Source organism: Streptomyces sp. NPDC045022 (assembly GCF_056432605.1).
In genome coordinates this window covers 379,629-401,367 of the sequence record NZ_JBWKIR010000004.1, presented here as the reverse complement: position 1 = coordinate 401,367, position 21,739 = coordinate 379,629, and the positions used below count along the sequence as shown (strand labels likewise).

20 protein-coding genes and 1 tRNA gene are annotated in these 21,739 nt (G+C 70.9%); 11 read left to right on the top strand and 10 right to left on the bottom strand.

Features of this window, described 5'->3' with window-relative positions; all coding sequences use genetic code 11:
• Window positions 1–72: 72 nt before the first annotated feature.
• Both AC07C1_RS10705 and AC07C1_RS10700 read right to left on the bottom strand, forming a co-directional pair.
• Window positions 73–1,050, bottom strand: a complete 978-nt coding sequence (locus tag AC07C1_RS10705; RefSeq protein WP_478938320.1) for a pirin family protein — start codon at window positions 1,048–1,050, stop codon at window positions 73–75.
• Between the two features lie 114 nt (window positions 1,051–1,164).
• Window positions 1,165–1,653 (bottom strand): SseB family protein, encoded by a 489-nt coding sequence (locus tag AC07C1_RS10700; protein ID WP_478938318.1) that lies wholly within the window; start codon window positions 1,651–1,653, stop codon window positions 1,165–1,167.
• Between the two features lie 174 nt (window positions 1,654–1,827).
• Here AC07C1_RS10700 and AC07C1_RS10695 point away from each other — a divergent pair, with 174 nt between their 5' ends.
• The 3 genes from AC07C1_RS10695 (at window position 1,828) to AC07C1_RS10685 (ending at window position 5,371) form a co-directional block, all read left to right on the top strand.
• Window positions 1,828–3,654 carry an acyl-CoA dehydrogenase gene (locus AC07C1_RS10695; protein ID WP_478938317.1) on the top strand — a complete coding sequence of 609 codons (1,827 nt, stop codon included), beginning with the start codon at window positions 1,828–1,830 and terminating at the stop codon, window positions 3,652–3,654.
• A gap of 97 nt (window positions 3,655–3,751) precedes the next feature.
• On the top strand, window positions 3,752–5,050 hold the full coding sequence (locus AC07C1_RS10690) for a M18 family aminopeptidase (protein WP_478938315.1): 1,299 nt from the start codon (window positions 3,752–3,754) through the stop codon (window positions 5,048–5,050).
• A 66-nt stretch (window positions 5,051–5,116) separates the two neighbouring features.
• Window positions 5,117–5,371 (top strand): DUF6458 family protein, encoded by a 255-nt coding sequence (locus tag AC07C1_RS10685; RefSeq protein ID WP_478938314.1) that lies wholly within the window; start codon window positions 5,117–5,119, stop codon window positions 5,369–5,371.
• 200 nt (window positions 5,372–5,571) lie between these two features.
• Here AC07C1_RS10685 and AC07C1_RS10680 read toward each other — a convergent pair whose 3' ends face one another.
• On the bottom strand, window positions 5,572–5,958 hold the full coding sequence (locus AC07C1_RS10680; RefSeq protein ID WP_478938313.1) for a cupin domain-containing protein: 387 nt from the start codon (window positions 5,956–5,958) through the stop codon (window positions 5,572–5,574).
• Between the two features lie 51 nt (window positions 5,959–6,009).
• Here AC07C1_RS10680 and AC07C1_RS10675 point away from each other — a divergent pair, with 51 nt between their 5' ends.
• On the top strand, window positions 6,010–7,020 hold the full coding sequence (locus AC07C1_RS10675; protein ID WP_478938312.1) for a GlxA family transcriptional regulator: 1,011 nt from the start codon (window positions 6,010–6,012) through the stop codon (window positions 7,018–7,020).
• A gap of 100 nt (window positions 7,021–7,120) precedes the next feature.
• Complete coding sequence (locus AC07C1_RS10670; protein ID WP_478938311.1) at window positions 7,121–7,615, top strand: LURP-one-related/scramblase family protein; 495 nt, start codon at window positions 7,121–7,123, stop codon at window positions 7,613–7,615.
• Window positions 7,616–7,641: 26 nt separating this feature from the next.
• Here the strand turns inward: AC07C1_RS10670 and AC07C1_RS10665 are convergent, their stop codons facing one another.
• Window positions 7,642–8,442 (bottom strand): carbon-nitrogen family hydrolase, encoded by an 801-nt coding sequence (locus AC07C1_RS10665; RefSeq protein ID WP_478938309.1) that lies wholly within the window; start codon window positions 8,440–8,442, stop codon window positions 7,642–7,644.
• 223 nt (window positions 8,443–8,665) lie between these two features.
• Between AC07C1_RS10665 and AC07C1_RS10660 the strand changes: the two genes are divergently transcribed.
• Both AC07C1_RS10660 and AC07C1_RS10655 read left to right on the top strand, forming a co-directional pair.
• Complete coding sequence (locus AC07C1_RS10660) at window positions 8,666–9,490, top strand: maleylpyruvate isomerase family mycothiol-dependent enzyme (RefSeq protein WP_478938308.1); 825 nt, start codon at window positions 8,666–8,668, stop codon at window positions 9,488–9,490.
• A gap of 84 nt (window positions 9,491–9,574) precedes the next feature.
• Window positions 9,575–10,327 carry an SAM-dependent methyltransferase gene (locus tag AC07C1_RS10655; protein WP_478938306.1) on the top strand — a complete coding sequence of 251 codons (753 nt, stop codon included), beginning with the start codon at window positions 9,575–9,577 and terminating at the stop codon, window positions 10,325–10,327.
• Between the two features lie 178 nt (window positions 10,328–10,505).
• Here the strand turns inward: AC07C1_RS10655 and AC07C1_RS10650 are convergent, their stop codons facing one another.
• Window positions 10,506–11,804, bottom strand: coding sequence for an MFS transporter (locus tag AC07C1_RS10650; RefSeq protein ID WP_478938305.1), 1,299 nt, complete (start codon window positions 11,802–11,804; stop codon window positions 10,506–10,508).
• On the bottom strand, window positions 11,801–12,475 hold the full coding sequence (locus AC07C1_RS10645) for a GntR family transcriptional regulator (RefSeq protein ID WP_478938303.1): 675 nt from the start codon (window positions 12,473–12,475) through the stop codon (window positions 11,801–11,803). Before AC07C1_RS10645 ends, AC07C1_RS10650 begins: the two co-directional genes overlap by 4 nt.
• Window positions 12,476–12,664: 189 nt before the next feature.
• Here AC07C1_RS10645 and AC07C1_RS10640 point away from each other — a divergent pair, with 189 nt between their 5' ends.
• Window positions 12,665–13,567, top strand: a complete 903-nt coding sequence (locus tag AC07C1_RS10640; protein ID WP_478938302.1) for a D-alanyl-D-alanine carboxypeptidase family protein — start codon at window positions 12,665–12,667, stop codon at window positions 13,565–13,567.
• A 74-nt stretch (window positions 13,568–13,641) separates the two neighbouring features.
• Here the strand turns inward: AC07C1_RS10640 and AC07C1_RS10635 are convergent, their stop codons facing one another.
• On the bottom strand, window positions 13,642–14,394 hold the full coding sequence (locus tag AC07C1_RS10635; protein ID WP_478938300.1) for a hypothetical protein: 753 nt from the start codon (window positions 14,392–14,394) through the stop codon (window positions 13,642–13,644).
• A 343-nt stretch (window positions 14,395–14,737) separates the two neighbouring features.
• On the opposite strand from AC07C1_RS10635, the gene AC07C1_RS10630 reads away from it, so the two are divergent.
• From AC07C1_RS10630 to AC07C1_RS10620, 3 genes are all read left to right on the top strand, one after another.
• Window positions 14,738–14,809, top strand: a tRNA-Gln gene (locus tag AC07C1_RS10630).
• Window positions 14,810–14,811: 2 nt separating this feature from the next.
• On the top strand, window positions 14,812–17,139 hold the full coding sequence (locus tag AC07C1_RS10625; protein ID WP_478938298.1) for a hypothetical protein: 2,328 nt from the start codon (window positions 14,812–14,814) through the stop codon (window positions 17,137–17,139).
• Window positions 17,140–17,162: 23 nt separating this feature from the next.
• Window positions 17,163–17,672, top strand: a complete 510-nt coding sequence (locus AC07C1_RS10620; protein ID WP_478938297.1) for a hypothetical protein — start codon at window positions 17,163–17,165, stop codon at window positions 17,670–17,672.
• Between the two features lie 37 nt (window positions 17,673–17,709).
• Here AC07C1_RS10620 and AC07C1_RS10615 read toward each other — a convergent pair whose 3' ends face one another.
• Genes AC07C1_RS10615 through pdhA form a run of 3 tightly spaced genes read right to left on the bottom strand, consistent with a single transcriptional unit; the run spans window position 17,710 to window position 21,335 of the window.
• On the bottom strand, window positions 17,710–19,104 hold the full coding sequence (locus AC07C1_RS10615) for a dihydrolipoamide acetyltransferase family protein (RefSeq protein WP_478938296.1): 1,395 nt from the start codon (window positions 19,102–19,104) through the stop codon (window positions 17,710–17,712).
• Window positions 19,105–19,114: 10 nt separating this feature from the next.
• A complete protein-coding gene (locus AC07C1_RS10610) occupies window positions 19,115–20,092 on the bottom strand; it encodes an alpha-ketoacid dehydrogenase subunit beta (RefSeq protein ID WP_478938294.1) in 978 nt (325 codons plus the stop codon).
• Between the two features lies 1 nt (window position 20,093).
• Window positions 20,094–21,335, bottom strand: coding sequence for a pyruvate dehydrogenase (acetyl-transferring) E1 component subunit alpha (gene pdhA, locus AC07C1_RS10605; RefSeq protein ID WP_478938292.1), 1,242 nt, complete (start codon window positions 21,333–21,335; stop codon window positions 20,094–20,096).
• Window positions 21,336–21,739 lie beyond the last annotated feature (404 nt).

Genomic DNA, 21,739 nt, shown 5'->3' with positions numbered 1-21,739 from the left:
CGGTCTGCGATCGCCGAAGGCCAGGTCAGCGACGCAGCGATCACCGCTGCGGGTCACCGACCCGGCCCATTACTAGGAGACCATTCCGCCCTCCGACATCCCGTGCACGGCCGGAATGGTCCCCAGGCGGCCCTTCTGGAAGTCCTCGAAGGCCTGCATCAGTTCCTCCTTGGTGTTCATGACGAACGGGCCGTAGTGGGCCATCGGCTCACGGATCGGCTGTCCGCCCAGCAGCACCACTTCCAGGTCCGGGGTGTGGGAGTCCTGCTTCTCGTCCGCGCGGACGGTCAGCGAGCCGCCGGCCCCGAAGACCGCCGTCTGCCCCAAGTGGATCGGGCGCCGCTCGGCACCCACCGAGCCGCGCCCGGCCATCACGTACGCCAGGCCGTTGAAGTCCTCCCGCCAGGGCAGGGTGACCTCCGCGCCCGGCGCCAGGGTCGCGTGGACCATCGTGATCGGCGTGTGGGTGATGCCGGGGCCCTCGTGACCGTCCAGCTCACCGGCGATGACGCGCAGCAGCGCGCCCCCGTCGGGGGAGGTGAGCAGCTGGACGGAACGGCTTCGGATGTCCTGGTAGCGCGGCGCCATCATCTTGTCCCTGGCCGGGAGATTCACCCACAGCTGGAGACCGTGGAAGAGACCGCCGGACACGACGAGGGCCTCCGGCGGCGCCTCGATGTGCAGCAGACCGGAGCCCGCCGTCATCCACTGGGTGTCGCCGTTGGTGATGGTGCCGCCACCGCCGTTGGAGTCCTGGTGGTCGAAGATCCCGTCGATGATGTAGGTGACGGTCTCGAAGCCGCGGTGCGGGTGCCAGGGGGTGCCCTTGGGCTCGCCCGGCGCGTACTCCACCTCGCCCATCTGGTCCATCATGATGAACGGGTCGAGGTGGCGGTAGTTGATCCCGGCGAACGCACGGCGCACCGGGAAGCCCTCACCCTCGAAACCGCTCGGGGCGGTCGTGACGGCGAGCACGGGGCGTGCCACGGCGTCGGCGGGTGCGGTCACACGGGGCAGCGTCAACGGGTTCTCGACAGTCACTGCGGGCATGGTCGGTACCTCCTTGGTACGCCCACTTTAGTTGAGCGTTGAACTTCCTGCCACCGTAACGAGGAAAGCCCGGAGGTAATTCCCTCCGGGCTCGGGGTGCGCGAGGCGCGGGACTCAGCCGCCGCCGTACATGCGACGCATCGCGAAGTCGACCATCTGCTCGACCGCCTTCGCGTCGAACACCATCCGGTGCTCGCCCTCCATGTCCAGGACGAAGCCGTAACCGGTCGGCAGCAGGTCGATCACCTCGGCGCCGGTGATGACGAAGTACTTCGACTCCTTGCCCGCGTACCGGCGCAGCTCCTTCAGCGAGGTGAACATCGGGATCACCGGCTGCTGGGTGTTGTGCAGGGCCAGGAAACCGGGGGTGTCGCCGCGCGGGCAGTACACCTTCGACGTGGCGAAGATCTGCTGGAAGTCCTCGGCGGCCATCTGGCCCGTGGTGAAGGCGCGCACCGCGTCCGCGAGGGAGGGCGGGGACGGCTCGGGGTAGAGCGGCGGCTGCTGGCCGTATCCGCCGGCACCGCCCGGCATCTGCTGCTGCGGCGGGGCGTACTGCTGCTGAGCCGTTCCACCGTCCATGGGCTGGCCGTATCCGTACATGGGCGCAAGGGTACCGAGCAGAGACCCGGGCGTGGTGGAGTAGACCCTTCTCACACTTGTACCGGCAGGGGTTGCTTCTTATTACCGACGGGTAGCATCATCGTGCTACTTGTTGGTACGTGAACTAGGTGCGAGGAGTCAGTGCCTCGCCGATCTCTCTACGGAGCCGTCGCCATGGGGCACTACAAGCCGAATCTCCGCGACATCGAGTTCAACCTCTTCGAAGTACTGGGGCGCGACAAGGTGTACGGCACCGGCCCGTTCGAGGAGATGGACGTCGACACCGCCAAGAGCATCCTCGAGGAGATGACCCGCCTCTCGGAGAACGAGCTGGCCGAGTCCTTCGCCGACGCCGACCGCAACCCGCCGGTCTTCGACCCCGAGACCAACACCGCGCCGGTCCCGGCGTCCTTCAAGAAGAGCTACCAGGCCTTCATGGACTCCGAGTACTGGCGGCTCGGCCTGCCCGAGGAGATCGGCGGCACCACCTCGCCCCGCTCCCTGATCTGGGCCTACGCCGAGCTGATCCTGGGCGCCAACCCGGCCGTGTGGATGTACTCCTCGGGCCCGGCGTTCGCCGGCATCCTCTTCGAGGAGGGCAACGAGGTCCAGAAGCACATCGCCTCGGTCGCCGTCGAGAAGCAGTGGGGCTCCACCATGGTGCTCACCGAGCCGGACGCCGGCTCGGACGTGGGCGCCGGCCGCACCAAGGCGGTCCAGCAGGAGGACGGCTCCTGGCACATCGAGGGCGTGAAGCGCTTCATCACCTCCGGTGAGCACGACATGTCGGAGAACATCCTCCACTACGTGCTCGCGCGTCCCGAGGGCGCCGGCCCCGGCACCAAGGGCCTGTCCCTCTTCCTCGTGCCCAAGTACCTCTTCGACTTCGAGACCGGCGAGCTGGGCGAGCGCAACGGCGTCTACGCCACCAACGTCGAGCACAAGATGGGCCTGAAGGCCTCCAACACGTGCGAGATGACCTTCGGCGACCAGCACCCGGCCAAGGGCTGGCTGATCGGCGACAAGCACGACGGCATCCGCCAGATGTTCCGCATCATCGAGTTCGCCCGCATGATGGTCGGCACGAAGGCGATCTCCACGCTGTCCACGGGCTACCTGAACGCGCTGGAGTACGCCAAGGAGCGGGTCCAGGGCCCGGACCTGGCGAACTTCATGGACAAGGCGGCGCCGAAGGTCACCATCACCCACCACCCCGACGTGCGCCGCTCGCTGATGACGCAGAAGGCGTACGCGGAGGGCATGCGCGCCCTGGTGCTGCACACCGCCGCGATCCAGGACGAGATCCAGGTCAAGGAGGCCGCCGGCGAGGACACCGCCGCCCTGGAGGCCCTGAACGACCTGCTCCTGCCCATCGTCAAGGGCTACGGCTCCGAGAAGGGCTACGAGCAGCTCGCCCAGTCGCTGCAGACCTTCGGCGGCTCCGGCTTCCTGCAGGAGTACCCGATCGAGCAGTACATCCGGGACTCCAAGATCGACACCCTGTACGAGGGCACCACGGCGATCCAGGGCCAGGACTTCTTCTTCCGGAAGATCGTCCGCAACCAGGGTGCCGCGCTGAACTCGCTCGCCGAGGACATCAAGAAGTTCCTGGCGCTCGGCACCGGTGGCGATGAGCTGGCCGGCGCCCGCGAGCAGCTGGCCAAGGCGGCCGTGGAGCTGGAGGCCATCGTCGGCCTGATGCTGACCGACCTCGCGGCCACCGAGCAGGACACCAAGAACATCTACAAGGTGGGCCTGAACACCACCCGGCTGCTGATGGCATCCGGTGACGTCGTCGTCGGCTACCTGCTGCTGAAGGGCGCCGCGATCGCCGCCGAGAAGCTGGCCACGGCCTCGGCGAAGGACAAGGCGTTCTACACCGGCAAGATCGCCGCGGCGAAGTTCTTCGCGGCGAACGTCCTGCCCGGCGTCACGCTGGCCCGCAAGGTCGCCGGGACCGTCGAGCTGGACCTGATGGAGCTGGACGAGGCTGCGTTCTAGACGTTCCAGACGTTCCGGACGTCCCCCGCCGATTCCCCGCACGGGCCCGCTTCCCTTTCCCGGGAGCGGGCCCGTGCACGTCGTTAAGGTGAACCCCATGAGCGCAGCAGCCCGCTTCGACCGCGGCCACACCGACGACCTGATGACCTTCCTGGCGGCGAGCCCGTCGCCGTACCACGCCGTGGCGAACACCGCCGAACGGCTGGAGAAGGCAGGCTTCAGGCAGGTCGCCGAGACGGACGCCTGGGACGGCACGAGCGGCGGAAAGTACGTGCTGCGCGGCGGCGCGATCGTGGCCTGGTACGTCCCCGAGGGCGCCGAACCGCACACACCGTTCCACATCGTCGGCGCGCACACCGACTCCCCGAGCCTGCGGGTCAAGCCACGCCCGGACACCGGGGCGCACGGCTGGCGCCAGGTCACCGTGGAGATCTACGGCGGCCCCCTGCTGAACTCCTGGCTGGACCGGGATCTGGGGCTGGCCGGCCGGCTCACCCTGCGCGACGGCTCCACGGTGCTCGTGAACGTGGACCGGCCGCTGCTGCGGGTGCCCCAGCTCGCCATCCACCTGGACCGTTCGGTCGCCACCGAGGGGCTCAAGCTCGACAAGCAGCGGCACATGCAGCCGGTGTGGGGCCTCGGCGACGACGTGCTGGAGGGCGACCTGATCGCCTTCCTGGAGCAGGAGGCGGGGCTCCAGGCGGGCTCCGTGACCGGCTGGGACCTGATGGCGCACCCGGTGGAGCCGCCGTCGTACCTGGGCCGGGACCGCGAGCTGGTCGCCGGTCCGCGCATGGACAACCTGCTTTCGGTGCATGCGGGCGTGGCCGCGCTGGCCGCCGCCGCGGCCTCCGGCGCCGCTCTCACCCGCATCCCCGTGCTGGCCGCCTTCGACCACGAGGAGAACGGCTCGCAGTCGGACACCGGCGCCGACGGGCCGCTGCTGGGCACGGTGCTGGAGCGCTCGGTGTTCGCGCGCGGAGGCTCGTTCGAGGCCCGGGCCCGGGCCCTCGCCGGCTCGGTCTGTCTGTCCTCCGACACCGGCCACGCCGTCCACCCCAACTACGCCGAGCGGCACGACCCGACGCACCACCCGCGGGTCAACGGCGGCCCGATCCTCAAGGTCAACGTCAACAACCGCTACGCCACGGACGGTTCGGGCCGCGCGGTGTTCGCCGCCGCCTGCGAGCGGGCCGACGTCCCCTTCCAGACCTTCGTCTCCAACAACTCCATGCCGTGCGGCACCACCATCGGACCGATCACCGCGGCCCGGCACGGCATCCGCACGGTCGACATCGGCGTCGCGATCCTCTCGATGCACAGCGTCCGCGAACTCTGCGGCGCCGACGACCCGTTCCTGCTGGCGAACGCGCTGACGGCATTCCTGGAGGGCTAGTCCGGGCCCCGCCGGGTACCCGGACGGCACCGGAGATTCCGGAACCGGAAGGGGAGGCGAAGCCTCATGGGGCTCGGTGGATGCATCATCCTCATAGCCGTGGGGGCCATCCTCACGTTCGCAACGGACTGGGACATGCAGGGCGTCAACCTCACGGTCGTCGGCCTGATCCTGATGGCCGTCGGCCTGATCGGCGTCGCGACGTTCAGCGGAATCGCGCGACGCCGGCGGGTCGTGGTCCCGCCGACGGCACCGGTCGTCGAGGAGACCCCGCACCATCACCACCACGGCGAGGGCTACACGGACGGCTACGGCGTCTGACGTGACGCTCCGGCCTACTGCCGGTCCATCCTCGCCAGGACGAGTGGCAGTCGGTTCGCCGCACCCTCGGTGAGGCGAACCGGAACGCCCCCGTCCTGCTGGTGGGCGCGGGCGTCACGGCCGGGTTCGGCTCCGGCTCCCGGGAGAGGCCCGTGTCCGCTCCCTCGCCCTTGAGCAGCGGCTCGGGCGGGGTCGAGGAGTCAGGAGAGGGCGTGACCCGTGGTCGCGTCCACATGGCCGGGCACCTCGTCGTGCCGGTCGCCGACGCTGAGGGTCCCGGTGGGCTCGAAGACCAGGATCTCGGTGGGCACGGGCGCGTACGGCTTGTGCTCGGTGCCGCGTGGGACGGTGAACACCGCGCCCTTGGGAAGGACGACCGTGCGCTCGCCGGCCGGTTCGCGCAGACCGATGTGCAGTTCGCCGTCGAGCACCAGGAAGAACTCGTCGGTGTGCTCGTGGGCGTGCCACAGGTGCTCGCCCTGCACCTTGGCCACGCGGACGTCGTAGTCGTTGACGGTGGTGACGATGCGGGGGCTCCACCGCTCGGTGAAGGAGGCGAGGGCCTTGTCCAGGGAGATCGGTTCCATGGGCTCATCGTGCGGTGTCGCGCGCCGTCGTGCGAGTGCTAGAAATCGCGTATGCCGCAACGATCCTCTCAAGGCCCGCACCGGGTCGCGGTGATCGTCGACGCCGGAACCAACCCGTTCGAGGTCGGTGTCGCCACCGAGCTGTTCGGGCTGCCCCGGCCGGAACTGGGCCTGACCGCGCCCCTCTACGACGTGACGCTGTGCGCGCCCACCCCCGAGGTGCGGATGAACCACGGGTTCTTCACCATGAGCGCTCTGCCCGGTCTGGAGGCGGTGGACGGGGCCGACACCCTGATCGTGCCCGGCCGCCCGGACAACGTCGTGCCGCGCGGGCCCGACGTCCTGGCCGCGATCCGCCGCACGCACGCGCGTGGTGCCCGCGTCGTCAGCTTCTGCACCGGCAGCTTCGCGCTCGCCGAGGCCGGATTGCTGGACGGCCGCCGCGCCACCACCCATTGGATGTGGGCGGACGCGTTCCGGGAGCTGCATCCGAAGGTGCTGCTGGAACCGGACGTGCTGTTCGTCGACGAGGGCGATGTCCTCACCGCCGCGGGCAGTGCGGCCGCGCTCGACCTCGGACTGCACCTCTGGCGCCGGGACCACGGGGCCGAACTGGCCAGCGCCGTCTCCCGGCGCCTGGTGTTCGCCGCCCACCGCGACGGCGGGCAGCGGCAGTTCGTGGAACGGCCGGTGCCGGACCTGCCCGACGAGTCGCTCGGCCCGCTGCTGGCCTGGGCGCAGGAGCGGCTGGGCGAGCCGCTGACGGTCGCGGACCTGGCGGCCCGCGCGGCGGTGTCCCCCGCCACCCTCCACCGCCGCTTCCGCGCCCAGCTCGGTACGACTCCGCTGGCCTGGCTCACCGGTGAGCGGGTGGCGCTGGCGTGCCGGCTGATCGAGCGGGGCGAGGAGCGGCTGGACACCGTGGCGGCCCGCAGCGGCCTGGGGACGGCGGCCAATCTGCGGGCGCGGCTGCGGCGGGAGACGGGGCTGAGCCCATCGGACTACCGACGGCGCTTCGGACCGACGGGGGTCCTGGAATCAGGGGGAGGTGTGGGCCGGTGAGCCGGGAGCAGGAGTGCCGGGCCGGTCAGGAAGCGCCACCTCGTCCGCTCCCTCCGTCCGGCTCCGTGACGATCGCCCCGTGCCGGGGAACGGTATCCGCATGAGATTCCTCGTACGCGACCGCATCCTCGGCATCGGTGACGACTGGTGGATCGAGGACGAGCACGGCCGGAAGGTGTTCCTCGTCGACGGCAAGGCGATGCGGCTGCGGGACACCTTCGAGCTCAAGGACACCCAGGGGCGGGTCCTGATCGACATCCACCAGAAGATGTTCGCGCTGCGCGACACGATGGTGATCGAACGGGACGGCGAGGGCCTGGCCAGGATCAAGCGCAAACGGCTGTCCCTGCTGCGCAACCACTACCGGGTCTCCCTGGTCGACGGCACCGAACTGGACGTCAGCGGCAAGATCCTGGACCGGGAGTTCGCCGTCGAGTACGACGGGGAACTCCTCGCCGTGATCTCCCGGCGCCGGCTGCACGTCCGGGACACCTACGGTGTCGACGTCGTACGGGACGACGCCGATCCGGCGCTGCTCATCGCGGTCGCGGTGTGCGTGATCCACCTGGCGGAGAAGGAGGGGGAGGAGGACTGAGCCCGGCATGGTCCGAACGAGAGGCCCTAACCCCGCTGCCGGGGTGGCTCCAGGCCGAGCACCCGGTCCTTCAGGGCCGGGAACTGCTCGCGGGTGGCCGCCACCTTCGCCGGGTCGAAATCGACCGTGAGGATCTCCTCGCCGGGACCGGCCTCCGCGAGCACCTCGCCCCACGGATCGACCACGATCGAGTGACCCGCCTGCGGAACTCCCGCGTGCGTCCCGGCCGTTCCACAGGCGAGCACGAACGCCTGGTTCTCCACCGCCCGCGCCTGGGCCAGCAGCGTCCAGTGCGCGCGTCGCCGCTCGGGCCAGCCCGCCGGGAGCACCAGCACCTCGGCGCCGGCGTCCACCAGCCCGCGGAAGAGTTCGGGGAAACGGAGGTCGTAGCAGGTGGCCACGCCGAGGGTGGTCCCGGGCAGCCGGACCGTGACCAGGTCCCGCCCGGCGCCCATCAGCACGGCCTCGCCCTTGTCGAAGCCGAAGCGGTGGATCTTGCGGTAGGCCGCGGCCAGGTCTCCGGAGGGGGAGAAGACGAGTGAGGTGTTGTACAGGGGGCCGTCCGGGTCTCGCTCGGGGATGGACCCGGCGTGCAGCCACACGCCCGCGTCGCTCGCCGCCTTGGCCAGCGCCTCGTACGTCGGTCCTTCGAGCGGTTCGGCCTCCCGGCCGAAGTCCTCGTAGGCGAAGGCGCCGGTGGTCCACAGTTCGGGCAGAACCACGAGATCGGCACCGGCCTGCTCCCGCACCAGCGCGGCCACGCGCTGCCGCCGGGAGTCGACCGATTCGTCCTCGTCCACGGCGATCTGGATCAGCGAGGCGCGCACACTACCACCGTCCTGGCATTCGAGTCGTCCACACGGGCCTACGATCGTCACACGAAAGCACTGCCGGGGTGCCTCACAGCAGCGTAGCTTGGGGGTCCTCCCTGTTCGAGCGCAGCCGAGAACCGGGAGGAGACCCAAGACACCCGCCGAGTGCAGCCACCGCCCGCTGGCAACGCCGCCACACAACCTGCCCGTGTACCGACCGCCGAGGGGTCCCGTTTCCGTGAGTCTGCATCCCACCCTCCAGCCCTACGCCGACGCCTGGACGCACTCCATCGAAGCGATATCCGAGATGGTGCAGTCGCTCGTCGACGGCGAGTGGAACCGGCGGACCCCGTGCCCCGGCTGGTCGGTGCGGGACATCGTGTCCCATGTGATCGGCATGGACTGCGAGATGCTCGGTGACCCGCGTCCCATCCACTCCCTGCCCAGTGATCTCTTCCACGTCGCCACCGAGCACCAGCGCTACATGGAGATGCAGGTCGACGTCCGCCGCCACCACACGGCGCCGGAGATGACGGCCGAGCTGGAGTACACGGTCATCCGCCGCAACCGCCAGCTGCGCAACGAGTCCCGCGACCCCGGCACCACGGTGCGTGGCCCGCTGGGCAAGGACATCACCCTCGAACATGCCTACCGGATCCGGGCCTTCGACGTATGGGTGCACGAACAGGACCTCCGCACCGCCCTCGGCCGCCCCGGCAACCTCGACTCGCCGGGCGCCTACGTCGCCCGGGACGTCCTGCTGGAAGCGCTGCCCAGGGTCGTCGCGAAGGACGCGGCCGCGCCCCGCAGTTCGGCGATCGTGTTCGACGTGCACGGGCCGGTCGAGTTCCTGCGGACGATCCGCGTCGACATCCAGGGGCGTGGCACCCTGGAGACCGTCCCGGCCCTCGGCCCCGCCGCCGCCCTCACCCTCGACTGGGAGACCTACGTCCGCCTCGCCTGCGGCCGGGTCACCCCGGAGTCGGTCGCGGACCGGGTGAAGACCGAGGGCGACCAGGACCTGGCCACGGCGATCCTGCGCAACTTCACGGTGACACCGTAGGGAGCGGGGCGAAAGGCCGTCCGGCCTCCGGGCGGACCGGAAACCAGTGGTGGGCGGGTGGGAGAACCGCCTAGCGTCCCCGCTATGACCGACACCCCACCCCGCCTCAGCCGCCTCACCTTCCACGGCCCCCTCGCCGAGCCCCGCGCCGACAGGATGGTCCAACGGCTCGCGGCGACCCGCCCCCACACCGTGCTGGACATCGGCTGCGGCTGGGCCGAGCTGCTGCTCCGCCTCCTGGACGCCGTACCGGGCGCCAAGGGCACCGGTATCGACGTCAACGGCGAGGATCTGGCCAGGGCACGGCGCACCGCCGAGGCGCGCGGGCTCGCGGACCGGGTCGAGTTCGTCGAGGAGTCCGCCCTGGAGACGCGGCGCGGGCCCGCCGATGTGGTGCTGTGCCTCGGCGCGAGCCAGGCGTTGAGCACCGCCGAGCCGTCCACCACCGAGGCCCTGCGCGAGCTGCGCCGGCTGGTGACCGACGGCGGGCGCGTGCTGCTCGGCGAGGGCTTCTGGCAGCGGACGCCCACCGAGGCCGAGCTGTCCGGCATGTGGCCGGGCGCCACCGCGGCCGACCACTACGACCTCGCGACCCTCCTCGACCTGGCCGTCGAGGCCGGCTTCCGGCCGGAGTGGACGGAGACGGCCGGCCTCGAGGAGTGGGAGGAGTTCGAGTCGGCGTACCAGGCGGACGCGGAGGTCTGGCTCGCCGGGCACCCGGAGCATCCGCTGGCCGCCGAGACCCGGGCACGCCTGGACCGGCATCGGGCGCAGTGGATGAGCTACCGGGGCGTGTTGGGGCTCGCCTACCTCACCCTGGTACCGGTGGCGCGCTGACACTCTGCCGGGCCGCCCGGCCGCGCCGGCAGCCGGCCGCCCCGGCCCGCGCGCCGGCGGCGGGGAGCCGCCGACGGCGAGTCGCGCGTGGGGCGGTGGACCCCGCCCGACGGCGAGTCGCGGGTGGGGCGGTGGACCTCGCCCGACGGCGAGTCGCGCGTGGGGCGGTGGATCCCGCTCAGGCAGCGGGCACGTGCACCGTCTCCACGCGGCTCGCCACCAACCGCTCCCGCTCGCGGCGGGCAGCCCGGGCCCGCAGCCGGAGGATCTGGCTGACGCCCAGCGCCTGCAGGACGAAGACCGCGGAGAAGGCCACGGTGTAGTCGTCGCCGGTGGCGTCCAGCAGCACGCCGATCGCGAACAACGTCGTCATGGAGGCGACGAAACCACCCATGTTGGTGATGCCGGACGCGGTGCCCTGTCGCTCGGGCGGGTTGGCCGGCCGGGCGAAGTCGAAGCCGAGCATCGAGGCCGGTCCGCACGCGCCGAGCACCGCGCACAGCACCACCAGCAGCCACATCGGCGCGTGTTCGCCGGGGTAGGTCAGCGTCACCGCCCACAGCAGCGCCGTCGCCCCCACCGTGCCGAGCGCCAGGGGCAGCCGGGCCGCGTGGTGCCGGGCGACGATCTGGCCGTAGACGAGCCCGATCACCATGTTCGACAGGACGACCAGGGTGAGCAGCTCACCGGCCGTGGCCCGGCTGAGTCCCTGCGCCTGGACCAGGAACGGCAGGCCCCACAGCAGCAGGAACACCATCGCCGGGAACTGGGTCGTGAAGTGCACCCACAGGCCGAGACGGGTGCCCGGCTCGCGCCAGGCCGCGGCGATCTGCCGGCGCACATAGACCGCGCCCCGGTGCGGGGACGGCTGGGGCTCGTGCCCTTCGGGGTGGTCCTTGAGGAAGAGCAGCGTCAAGGCCAGGACGACCACGCCCGCGAGCGCGCTGCCCGCGAACGCCGGCGTCCAGCCGATGCCGTGCAGCAGCCGGGCGAGCACCAGGGTGGAGACCAGGTTGCCCGCCATGCCGACCAGGCCCGCGAGCTGCGCGACCATGGGGCCGCGCCGGGCCGGGAACCAGCGCGTGCCGAGCCGCAGCACGCTGATGAAGGTCATCGCGTCGCCGCAGCCCAGCAGGGCGCGGGAGGCGAGCGCGGTGCCGTAGGAGGGGGAGAAGGCGAAGCCCAGCTGCCCGGCCGTGAACAGCACGGCGCCGATGCTCAGCACCTTCTTGGTGCCGAGCCGGTCGACCAGCAGGCCGACGGGTATCTGCATGCCGGCGTAGACCAGCAGCTGGAGGATCGAGAAGGTCGACAGCGCGGAGGCGTTCACATGGAAGCGGTCGGCCGCGTCGAGCCCCGCGACGCCCAGCGAGGTGCGGAAGATGACCGCGACGAAGTAGACGGCGACGCCTATGGACCAGACGGCGATCGCGCGTCGGCCGCCCGGAGGGTCACCTGGAAGGGTGGCGTTGGTCACCGGACCTCACCCCGCGCGAGGTGCGAGAACCAGCTCACGTGCCGGTGGACGACCCCGACGGCCGCCTCCGCGTCTGAGGCGCGCAGCGCCTCGAGGATCTCCTCGTGCTCGGCGAGCGTCTTGGCGATCCGGTCCGGGTGCGAGTGCATCACGGCGACGCCCATCCGCAGCTGGCGGTCGCGCAGCTGGTCGTACAGCCGGGAGAGGATCTCGTTGCCGCCGCTGCGCACGATCTCGGCGTGGAAGCAGCGGTCGGTGACCGCGGCCCCGGCCAGGTCGCCGGCGGCGGCCTGCGCCTTCTGCCGCTCCAGCAGCTCCGTCAGCCGCTCCAGCAGGACCGCCGGGGCGGGTACGGCCTTACGGGCGGCGTGCTCCTCCACCAGCAGCCGGGTCTCCACCACGTCGGCGATCTCCTGCGCGGAGACGGGCAGCACCAGGGCGCCCTTCTTCGGATAGAGCCGGATCAGGCCCTCGGCCTCAAGCCGCAGCAGCGCCTCCCGGACCGGCGTGCGCGAGACCCCGACGGCCTCGGCCAGCTCACCCTCGGTGAGGAGGGTTCCGCCCTCGTAGCGGCGGTCGAGAACGCCCTGCTTGACGTGGGCATAGACGCGGTCGGCGGCGGGTGGCTGCTTGAGGGTCTGGTGCGTGGTCTGCTGAACGGCCGTGTTCATGCCGACACGATAGATACAACACGGACGCATACGGGAGCGGTGTCCACCATGCGGGCGTGACGAAAATCCCACGCGGCGCCCGCACAACCTTGTGTGCTACTTACGTGTCACACACCTGCGGCCCCACATTCGCGCCACCTCAACTCGGCCGCACTTCAGGGGCATTCACGACAATCGGGGTATCTCACTTTGATTACCGGCATTAAGGGCAACCGCATCCGCCGAGCCGCTGCCGTCGCCGTCACCTCCGGCGCGCTGCTCGCCACCGGTGCCATCACCGCGGCGCCCGCGCAGGCCGTCACCGCGCCTTCGATCGTGGCCCAGGGCGGCTACGTGATGAACGACGCGAACGGTTCCTCGCTGTACACCAAGGCCGCCGACACCAAGCGGTCCACCGGTTCCACCACCAAGATCATGACCGCCAAGGTCGTGCTCGCGCAGTCGAACCTCAACCTGGACGCCAAGGTGACGATCCAGAAGGCGTACAGCGACTACGTCGTCAAGAACAACGCCTCCCAGGCTCACCTGATCGTCGGCGACAAGGTCACCGTCCGCCAGCTGCTGTACGGCCTGATGCTGCCGTCCGGCTGCGACGCCGCCTACGCACTCGCCGACAAGTACGGCACCGGATCCACCCGTGCCACGCGCGTGAGCAACTTCATCGGCAAGATGAACACCGCCGCCAAGAACCTGGGTCTGAAGAACACGCACTTCGACTCCTTCGACGGCATCGGCCAGGGCTCCAACTACTCGACGCCGCGCGACCTGACGAAGATCGCCAGCAGCGCGATGAAGAGTTCCACGTTCCGCACGATCGTCAAGACGAAGTCGTACACCGCGAAGACGATCACCAAGACCGGCAGCACTCGCACGATGAACCCGTGGACGAACACCAACGGGCTCCTCAGCAGCTACAGCGGCACCATCGGCGTGAAGACCGGCTCCGGCCCCGAGGCCAAGTACTGCCTGGTCTTCGCCGCGACCCGGAACGGCAAGACGGTCATTGGTACCGTCCTCGCCTCCACCTCGATCGCCCAGCGCGAGACGGACGCGAAGAAGCTCCTCACCTACGGCTTCGCCAAGCTCGGCTGACGCCGGCCGGCACCCACGGGCCCGTCGCGGACAGCGGCGGGCCCGTACCGCTGTCCGGGAGGGGTGTGCCGCTCCTAGCGAAGCCGGTCGTAGGTCTTGAAGGTGTACGAGGCGTCGTAGGACATCAGGTTTCCGTCGGCGGCCGGCAGTCCGAGCCGCCGGTCGAGGGCTCTGGTGAGCGGTCCGCAGTGTTCGGCGGCCGGGGCGGCGAAGGTGTCGTCGTACGCCGAGAACTCGATCACCGGCGGGTCCTGGGAGACCCACTTGGACGGGCCCGAGCGCTTCAGCCGGAAGTCGACGGGTGCGCTCGCCCCGACGGTGCAGCCGCGCGGCAACAGCGGGCCGACGAGCCGGAAGCGCAGGCTGAACCCCCCGGTGTAGAAGTCGGACCGGCCGCCGTACTCCGGCTGTATCGCCAGCCCCAGGACCGGCGAGCGCTCACCGGCGGGCGTGCCGGTCAGCCCGCCCGGAACGGCGGTCGGCGCACTGTGCATCGCCCCCCACACCTGCCCGTTGCCGCCGTCCGGCAGGGGCCCCTCGGCGTGCGTCATGGTGATCGGCGCGAGCGTCACCGTGACCTTGCCGATCGTCAAGCGGGGCGCAGCCGTGTGTACTTCGCATCTCCAGCGGGCCGGGTCGACGCCGTCCGGAAGCGAGGGGCAGTCACTGAAGTCGGTCGCCGACGAGGTGGCGGCGGCAGGAGCGGAGTACGCCGTGCCCTGTGCGCTCACCACTGTGGCGGCCGCGAGGACAGCGGCGCCGGCAGCGGTGACCGCGGCACGTCGGAGGAGCGGGGAACCGGGGCGGTGAGCAGTGGCTTTCGGCATGTACCAAGAGTGCCGCGAGCACCAGGACGGTCACTATCGGTGATCCCCCTGGTCCTGCCCCTACACTCCCCTGATGTCCCGTCAGGGTGCGGGTGCGGTGGGCCTGTCTGCGAGATGCCCGGTGAACCGGGCCCAAGCGCGGGGCTGAAGTGCCCCTTCGTGCCGGACCGTCCACAGTTGCAGTTCGGGCGTGGTCTGTTCCTCGTCGGGGCACTGGCGGACAGGTGGGCCGTGGAGCTGCTGACCGTCGGCAAGACGGTGTGGGCGGAAATCACATGTGGTCGGCGCGCCGCGCGAAAACCCGTTTGTACGAACGTCCCCTGACTGTCTAGCGTCGGCCCATCGACGTGTAGCTCAGCAGTAGAGCACCGGGCTCTGGTCCCGGAGGGCGCGGGGGCGGAACCCGCCACGTCGGCTATGAATGACGACGCTGAGCAGCAGCACCTCGCCCAAGTGAACCCGGGATACGCGGCCGGTCGGCTGGCCGCCGCGTTCCGTACGGCCGCCACGCACCAGGATCCGGAGACCCGCCGGCGCGCGCAGGAGCGCGGACGCAGCTGGCGTGCCGTGCTGGACGGGATGGCGAACGGTCTGCTGACGATCGGCTCCCGCACGCCCGTCGCCGGACTGCCCTCGTGGGTCACACCCGAGATCGTCCGGGGCGGTTTCGCCACCGGCGAGCCGAGCGCGGGCGGCCCCCTGCTCGACTTCGAGACCGCCACCGCGCGCCGGGCCGGTGTATCCACGGAGCGGCAGGAGCTGTTCGGGTACTTCCTGTCGGAAGACGGACTCGCGCACCTGTACGGGCTTCTCGACAGCGGATGCTACGAGGTGACCGTCCCCGAGGAGGCCGCCCTGCTCACCGTGGCCTGGCTGGTGCGGGCCGGGGAGACGGACGCCGCCCTGGACCTGGTGGAGGAGCTGGCGCCGTTCGCGGACCGGCTGCGGTTCAGCCCGCGGCCGTCCGGCCGGCCCGCGGCCCGGCCCGACGCCGTGCACCGCTCCACCGTCGCCGGTGCCTCCGCGGCCCTCGCGCGCCGACGCCCCAGCACGAGGGTCGAGACCCAGCGCGAGGCCCTCGCCGTCTGGCAGCCCTTCGGCGACGAACTGCTCCTGCACTGGCTGGAGGTCACGGACGAGGAGGGGTGCATACGGATCCCCGGAACCAACGACTCCTGGCACGAGCGCTCCGCCGGGCTGTTGCGTCGCTACCGCGACCTGGCCCGGCGTCACACCCACTGCACCAAGCACCGCAAGCCCAAGGAGAACCTGGGCATCCTGCGCGCCGCGCTGGAGGAGATCGCCGCCGGGCGGGAGCTGGAGCCGCGGCGGCTCGGGATGCTGCGGCACGCCGTCGGTTCCATGGTCCGGCGGCGCGGGCGGCCCGGCTCCGAGCGGCACACGGAACTGCGGCGGAAGCAGGCCGCCCAGGCCGCGTTGCCCTCGCACCACGCGCTCGCCCGCGTCGTGCTGGGGCGCCTGTCCGGTCTGCCGCAGGACGGCGGGGTGAGCGAGGTCGAGCCGGTGGTCGCGCCGGTGAGTGAGGAGGAGGCCCGCGGGGCCGGTGTCCCGGTCGGCGCGGGCATCCCGCCCGCCATGCGCCGGCCCGTCGAGGCCGCGCTCAGCGCACCCGTCGGCACGCTCGTGGAGCGTGGGGTCGTCCCCTCCGCTGAGGTGCTGGCGGAACTGGTCCCCCAGCTCGTCGCCGCCACCACCGCCGAGCAGCACCGCGATCCGGCCCTGCGCACGCTGGCCGCCGCCAACTACCGCGCGTTCCGCAATCGCCGCTCCCTGCTGCTGCTCAACCTCCAGCGGCAGGTCCGGGTGGAGGAGCTGCCGTGGGTGCGGGCGGTCGCCGGCCACCCGGCCGACGACGGGGCGGGCGAGGTGGCGGCCGCCGCGCTGCGACAGCTGGGCGGGCTGGCCGTGCGGGCCTTCCCGGGCACGATCCTGCCCAACCCGCTGATCCGCGAGCTGTCCGTGCTCGTCCGCCAGGCCGAACTGGGCGCACCCCTCGTGGAGGAACTCGCCGCCGACATCTTCATGGACGCGTTCACCCCCAAGTTCCTCGCCGCCGCGCGTGTCGCGGCCGAACTCCTCGGCGGGGGGTCCTTGTACGAGCGGTATTACGCCATCGACTACCGGGCCGTACGCAACCTGGCTGTCGGCGAGGCGGGAGAGGCGTCGCGCCGGCCGGGCGGGGCCCGTACGTCGCCCGGGTTCGCCGCGCTGTGCCGGCGGCGGGCCGCGGAGTTGGCACCGGGGACGGGGACGTCCGGCTCCTGGGTCGCCGCGAACGGCACGGTGATCGAGCAGGCGCAGATCCTCACCACGCACAATCTGGCCACCCTGGTCCACCGGATCGGCATCGACCCCGGCGCCGGCTGGGACGAGCTGGCCCTGCGCTGCTTCGACACGGTGTGCCGGCTGACCGCACGCGTCCACCACAACCCGCGACCGCTCGGCACCATCAAGGATGCCGCCTACGCCTGGCGGCAGATGGTGTTCCACCTGGCGCTGTGCACGCCGGACGAGCAGCGGCGCACCGTGGACCGGCTGACCGAGGACATGGCACGGCAGCCCTGGCACGTGGCCGGACGGCTCGCCCCCGCCCTCACCGGGCTTCGCCAGGTCATGTCCGGCGACCCGGCCGACGCGGGCACCGGCCGCCGCCTGCTCGGCTGGAGCACCGGCCGCCACTGGCTCCGCGCGGACCCAGACCCGGAACCGGCAGGGCCGCGCTGAGGAACCGTAGGAGAGGAGGCGAAGTGACGCGGGCCGATGACGAGTTGTCCCAGCTGATGAAGGAACTCACCCACCGGCAGCGGGTGTACGTCCACTCGGGACGGCTTCGGCCGGCCACCGGCGGGGCGAGCGATGTTCCGGCCGCCGTGGCATCCGAGGTGCACCTGCTCGTCCAGTGGTTGCACCGAAGGGACTGGCAGCAGCACGCGAGCGATCCGGCGGGCCCCGCTTCCGCTCAGCAGGTGGAGGCGGCGCTGGAGCCCTGCTCCGCCGGGAGGGCCGCGGAACTCATGGGCCGTCTGGCATCCGAGTGCCTCGTATGGCCCGGTGCCACCTTCATGGAACGCGCCGACGCCGATGCCGTCGCCCAGCGCGTGGTGGAACTCCTCGGGCCGGGCGCCCGATGGTGGTCCAACCGCGACCCGGAACTCGACGGCGCCTGGACCGGCGTCTCAGCCTGCACCTTCGACACCCTCGTCGCCGGCACCGACGGCCACCGCTTCGCCGTGCTGATCCAGGTCGGCGAGGACTGAGCCGCGCACCCGGCGTCGGGTGCGCGGCCCCCTCGGCTCATGCCCAGGTGATCAGGCGCTTGGGCTGCTCCAGGATCGCCGCCACGTCCGCCAGCACCTTCGAGCCCAGCTCTCCGTCCACCAGACGGTGATCGAAGCTCAACGCGAGCGTGGTGACCTGGCGCGGCTTGACCTTGCCCTTGTGGACCCACGGCTGGAGCTTGATCGCGCCGACCGCGAGGATCGCGGACTCCCCGGGGTTGAGGATCGGCGTGCCGGTGTCGACACCGAAGACGCCCACGTTGGTGATGGTCACCGTGCCGCCCTGCATCGCGGCCGGCGAGGTCTTGCCCTCGCGGGCCGTCGACACCAGTTCGCCCAGCGACTCCGCCAGCTGCGGCAGCGTCTTGGCGTGGGCGTCCTTGATGTTCGGCACGATCAGACCGCGCGGAGTCGCCGCCGCGATGCCCAGGTTGACGTAGTGCTTGAGCACGATCTCCTGGTTCGCCTCGTCCCAGGACGCGTTGACGTCCGGGTTGCGCTTGATGGCGACCAGCAGGGCCTTGGCGATGAGCAGCAGCGGGTTCACCCGCAGGCCCTGCATCTCCTTGTCCTGCTTCAGCTCCTCGACCAGCTTCAGGGTGCGGGTCACGTCCACCGTCACGAACTCCGTGACATGCGGCGCCGTGAACGCCGAACCGACCATCGCCGCCGCCGTCGCCTTGCGCACACCCTTGACCGGGATACGCGTCTCACGCGCACCGTCGTAGGTCACGGCGGGCGCGGGGGCCGGACGGGCCGCGGCGGGGGTCTGGGCCACCGGCTCGGAAACTGCCGTGGGCGTGGCCGCCGCGTGGACGTCCTCGCGGGTGATGACGCCGTCCGGGCCGGACGGGGTGATCCTGGCGAGGTCGACGCCGAGGTCCTTGGCCAGCTTGCGCACCGGCGGCTTGGCCAGCGGGCGGGACTTCTGCGCGACCGGGGCGTGGCCGTTCAGCTCCGTCTGGATCGCCTGGGCCGGTGCCGGGACGGTGACCTCCGGGCCCTTGCGGGGGCGGCGCTTGGTGGAGGAAGTGGACACGCCGTAGCCGACGAGGACCGGCTGGCGGGCCTCCTTCTTCGGCTCCTCGGCCGGCTGGGCGGGCTCCTCGGGCTCCGCCGTCGGCTGCTCGGCGGGTGCCTGTGCCGCGCCGCCCGCCACGTCCACCGTGATGATGGCCGTGCCCACGTCCACCGTGGTGCCTTCCGGGAAGCGCAGTTCACGGACCACACCGTCGTAGGGGATGGGGAGTTCGACGGCCGCCTTGGCGGTCTCGACCTCGCACACCACCTGGCCGTCGGTGACCGTGTCACCGGGCTGGACGTACCACTTGAGGATCTCGGCCTCGGTGAGTCCCTCACCGACGTCCGGCATCTTGAACTCGCGTACGGACGCTTCCGTCATCGTCGTCACGACCCTCTCCTCAGTACGCCAGCGAGCGGTCGACGGCGTCGAGCACGCGGTCCAGGTCCGGCAGGTACTCCTCCTCCAGGCGCGCCGGTGGATACGGGGCGTGGTAGCCGCCGACCCGGAGCACCGGAGCCTCCAGGTGGTAGAAGCAACGCTCGGTGATCCGCGCGGCGATCTCCGCGCCCGAACCGAAGAACACCGGCGCCTCGTGCACCACGACCAGCCGGCGGGTCTTCTCCACCGACGCCTGGATCGCGTCGAAGTCCAGCGGCGACACCGTGCGCAGGTCCAGGACCTCGATGGACTTGCCCTCCTCGGCCGCGGCGGCGGCGACCTCCTGGCAGAGCTTCACCATAGGGCCGTAGGCGGCCAGGGTGAGGTCGGTGCCCTCGCGGGCGACCTGGGCCTTGTGGAGCGGGGCGGGGATGGCCTCGGGGTCGACCTCGGCCTTGTCCCAGTACCGGCGCTTGGGCTCGAAGTAGATCACCGGGTCGTCGCTCTGGATGGCCTGCTGCATCATCCAGTACGCGTCGGAAGCGTTGGACGGGCTGACGATCTTCAGGCCGGCCACGTGCGCGAACAGCGCCTCGGGGGACTCGGAGTGGTGCTCGACCGCGCCGATGCCACCGCCGTAGGGGATACGGACGACGACCGGCATCTTCACCTTGCCCAGCGAGCGGGCGTGCATCTTGGCGAGCTGGGTGACGATCTGGTCGTAGGCCGGGAAGACGAAGCCGTCGAACTGGATCTCCACCACCGGGCGGTAGCCGCGCAGGGCGAGGCCGATCGCGGTGCCGACGATGCCGGACTCGGCCAGCGGGGTGTCGATGACCCGCTCCTCGCCGAAGTCCTTCTGCAGGCCGTCCGTCACGCGGAAGACACCGCCGAGCTTGCCGACGTCCTCGCCCATGACGAGGACCTTGGGGTCGGCGTCCAGGGCACGGCGCAGCGACTCGTTGATGGCCTTGGCCATCGCCATCTTCTCGGCCATGTCAGTGACCCCCTTCAGCATCTGCGAACGACGCCTGGTAGGCGGCGAACTGGGCTCGCTCCTCGTCGACGAGCGCGTGCCCGTCCGCGTACGCGTTCTCGAAGATGGCGAAGCGGTCCGGGTCGGGCATGGCGCGGACCGCTTCGCGCACTCGTTTGCCCAACGCCTCGGACTCGGTCTCCAGTTCCGCGAAGAATGCCTCGTCCGTGTGGTTTGAAGCCTCCAGGTACCGGCGAAGCCGCAGGATCGGGTCCTTCGCCTCCCAGGCGGCCCGCTCCTCGTCGCCCCGGTAGCGGGAGGGGTCGTCGGAGGTGGTGTGGGCGCCCATGCGGTAGGTGTACGCCTCGACCAGGGTGGGGCCCTCGCCGTTGCGGGCGCGCTCCAGCGCCCACTTGGTGACCGCCAGACAGGCCAGCACGTCGTTGCCGTCCACCCGTACGCCCGGGAAGCCGAAGCCCTGGGCGCGCTGGTACAGCGGTACGCGGCTCTGCTTCTCGGTGGGCTCGGAGATCGCCCACTGGTTGTTCTGGCAGAAGAAGACCACCGGCGCGTTGTAGACCGCCGAGAAGGTGAACGATTCGGCCACGTCACCCTGGCTGGAGGCGCCGTCACCGAAGTAGGCGATGACCGCCGAGTCCGCGCCGTCCTTGGCGATGCCCATCGCGTAGCCGGTGGCGTGCAGCGTCTGGGAGCCGATGACGATCGTGTAGAGGTGGAAGTTGTTGCCGTTCGGGTCCCAGCCGCCGTTGTTGACGCCTCGGAACATGCCGAGCAGGTTGGTCGGGTCGACCCCGCGGCACCAGGCGACGCCGTGCTCGCGGTAGGTCGGGAAGACGTAGTCGTCCTCGCGGGTGGCCCGGCCGGAGCCGATCTGGGCGGCCTCCTGGCCCAGCAGCGAGGCCCACAGGCCCAGCTCGCCCTGGCGCTGCAGAGCGGTGGCCTCGGCGTCGAAGCGGCGGGTGAGCACCATGTCGCGGTACAGGCCGCGCAGCTCCTCCGGGGTGATGCCGGCGACGTAGGCGTCGTACTCGGCGTTCTTGACCCGCTTGCCCTCGGGGGTCAGAAGCTGCACCAGCTCGGTCTCCGCGCTCTTCTTCGCGGTGCTGCGCGTGGTGCGGGTGGTGCGCTTGGTGCCGGTGGCTCCGGTCGTGTCGCCGGTGGTGCCGGTCTTGCTGCCGGTGGTGCCGGCTTTGCCTGCGGCGCTGCGTCGCGGCTTGCGCGCGGCACTGCTGTCCACGGTCACGTGTGCTCCTCCGTCGTTCCGGCCCCCGGGGTTGCCGGTAGGCCAGTGCGGCTCACCTGTTCTCGACCACCGGCACAGGGTGGGTGCCACTCGGCCGGGAACAGGCGTGACAGGTGCCCCGGCGAGCGCCCTGCAACCATCACGTTACCCAGTGCTCCACATTTCTGGGAAACCCCACCTGACCTGCGATTTTGCTTGGATTTCCAAGTAAATCGAGGCGGCACGTAAGCGTGCTGGTCACAGCCTTGCTGGAGGCCGGAGCTACCGCACGTTATCCCGCTCACCCAGGTCACGGGAAGAGTTTGCGTGTCGAGACTGACCAGCGGCGCGAAGACGGAAAAGTCAGGGTATTTCTTCACGACGACGCCGAGCCCTCCGTGTCCGGGCCCCTGATCGTCGCTCCG

Excerpts from the sequence above, each read along its gene's own strand:
- AC07C1_RS10705 (WP_478938320.1), bottom strand. The coding sequence starts at position 1,050 with ATGCCCGCAGTGACTGTCGAGAACCCGTTGACGCTGCCCCGTGTGACC.
- AC07C1_RS10700 (WP_478938318.1), bottom strand. The coding sequence starts at position 1,653 with ATGTACGGATACGGCCAGCCCATGGACGGTGGAACGGCTCAGCAGCAG.
- AC07C1_RS10695 (WP_478938317.1), top strand. The coding sequence starts at position 1,828 with ATGGGGCACTACAAGCCGAATCTCCGCGACATCGAGTTCAACCTCTTC.
- AC07C1_RS10690 (WP_478938315.1), top strand. The coding sequence starts at position 3,752 with ATGAGCGCAGCAGCCCGCTTCGACCGCGGCCACACCGACGACCTGATG.
- AC07C1_RS10685 (WP_478938314.1), top strand. The coding sequence starts at position 5,117 with ATGGGGCTCGGTGGATGCATCATCCTCATAGCCGTGGGGGCCATCCTC.
- AC07C1_RS10680 (WP_478938313.1), bottom strand. The coding sequence starts at position 5,958 with ATGGAACCGATCTCCCTGGACAAGGCCCTCGCCTCCTTCACCGAGCGG.
- AC07C1_RS10675 (WP_478938312.1), top strand. The coding sequence starts at position 6,010 with ATGCCGCAACGATCCTCTCAAGGCCCGCACCGGGTCGCGGTGATCGTC.
- AC07C1_RS10670 (WP_478938311.1), top strand. The coding sequence starts at position 7,121 with ATGAGATTCCTCGTACGCGACCGCATCCTCGGCATCGGTGACGACTGG.
- AC07C1_RS10655 (WP_478938306.1), top strand. The coding sequence starts at position 9,575 with ATGACCGACACCCCACCCCGCCTCAGCCGCCTCACCTTCCACGGCCCC.
- AC07C1_RS10645 (WP_478938303.1), bottom strand. The coding sequence starts at position 12,475 with ATGAACACGGCCGTTCAGCAGACCACGCACCAGACCCTCAAGCAGCCA.
- AC07C1_RS10635 (WP_478938300.1), bottom strand. The coding sequence starts at position 14,394 with ATGCCGAAAGCCACTGCTCACCGCCCCGGTTCCCCGCTCCTCCGACGT.
- AC07C1_RS10625 (WP_478938298.1), top strand. The coding sequence starts at position 14,812 with ATGAATGACGACGCTGAGCAGCAGCACCTCGCCCAAGTGAACCCGGGA.
- AC07C1_RS10610 (WP_478938294.1), bottom strand. The coding sequence starts at position 20,092 with ATGGCCGAGAAGATGGCGATGGCCAAGGCCATCAACGAGTCGCTGCGC.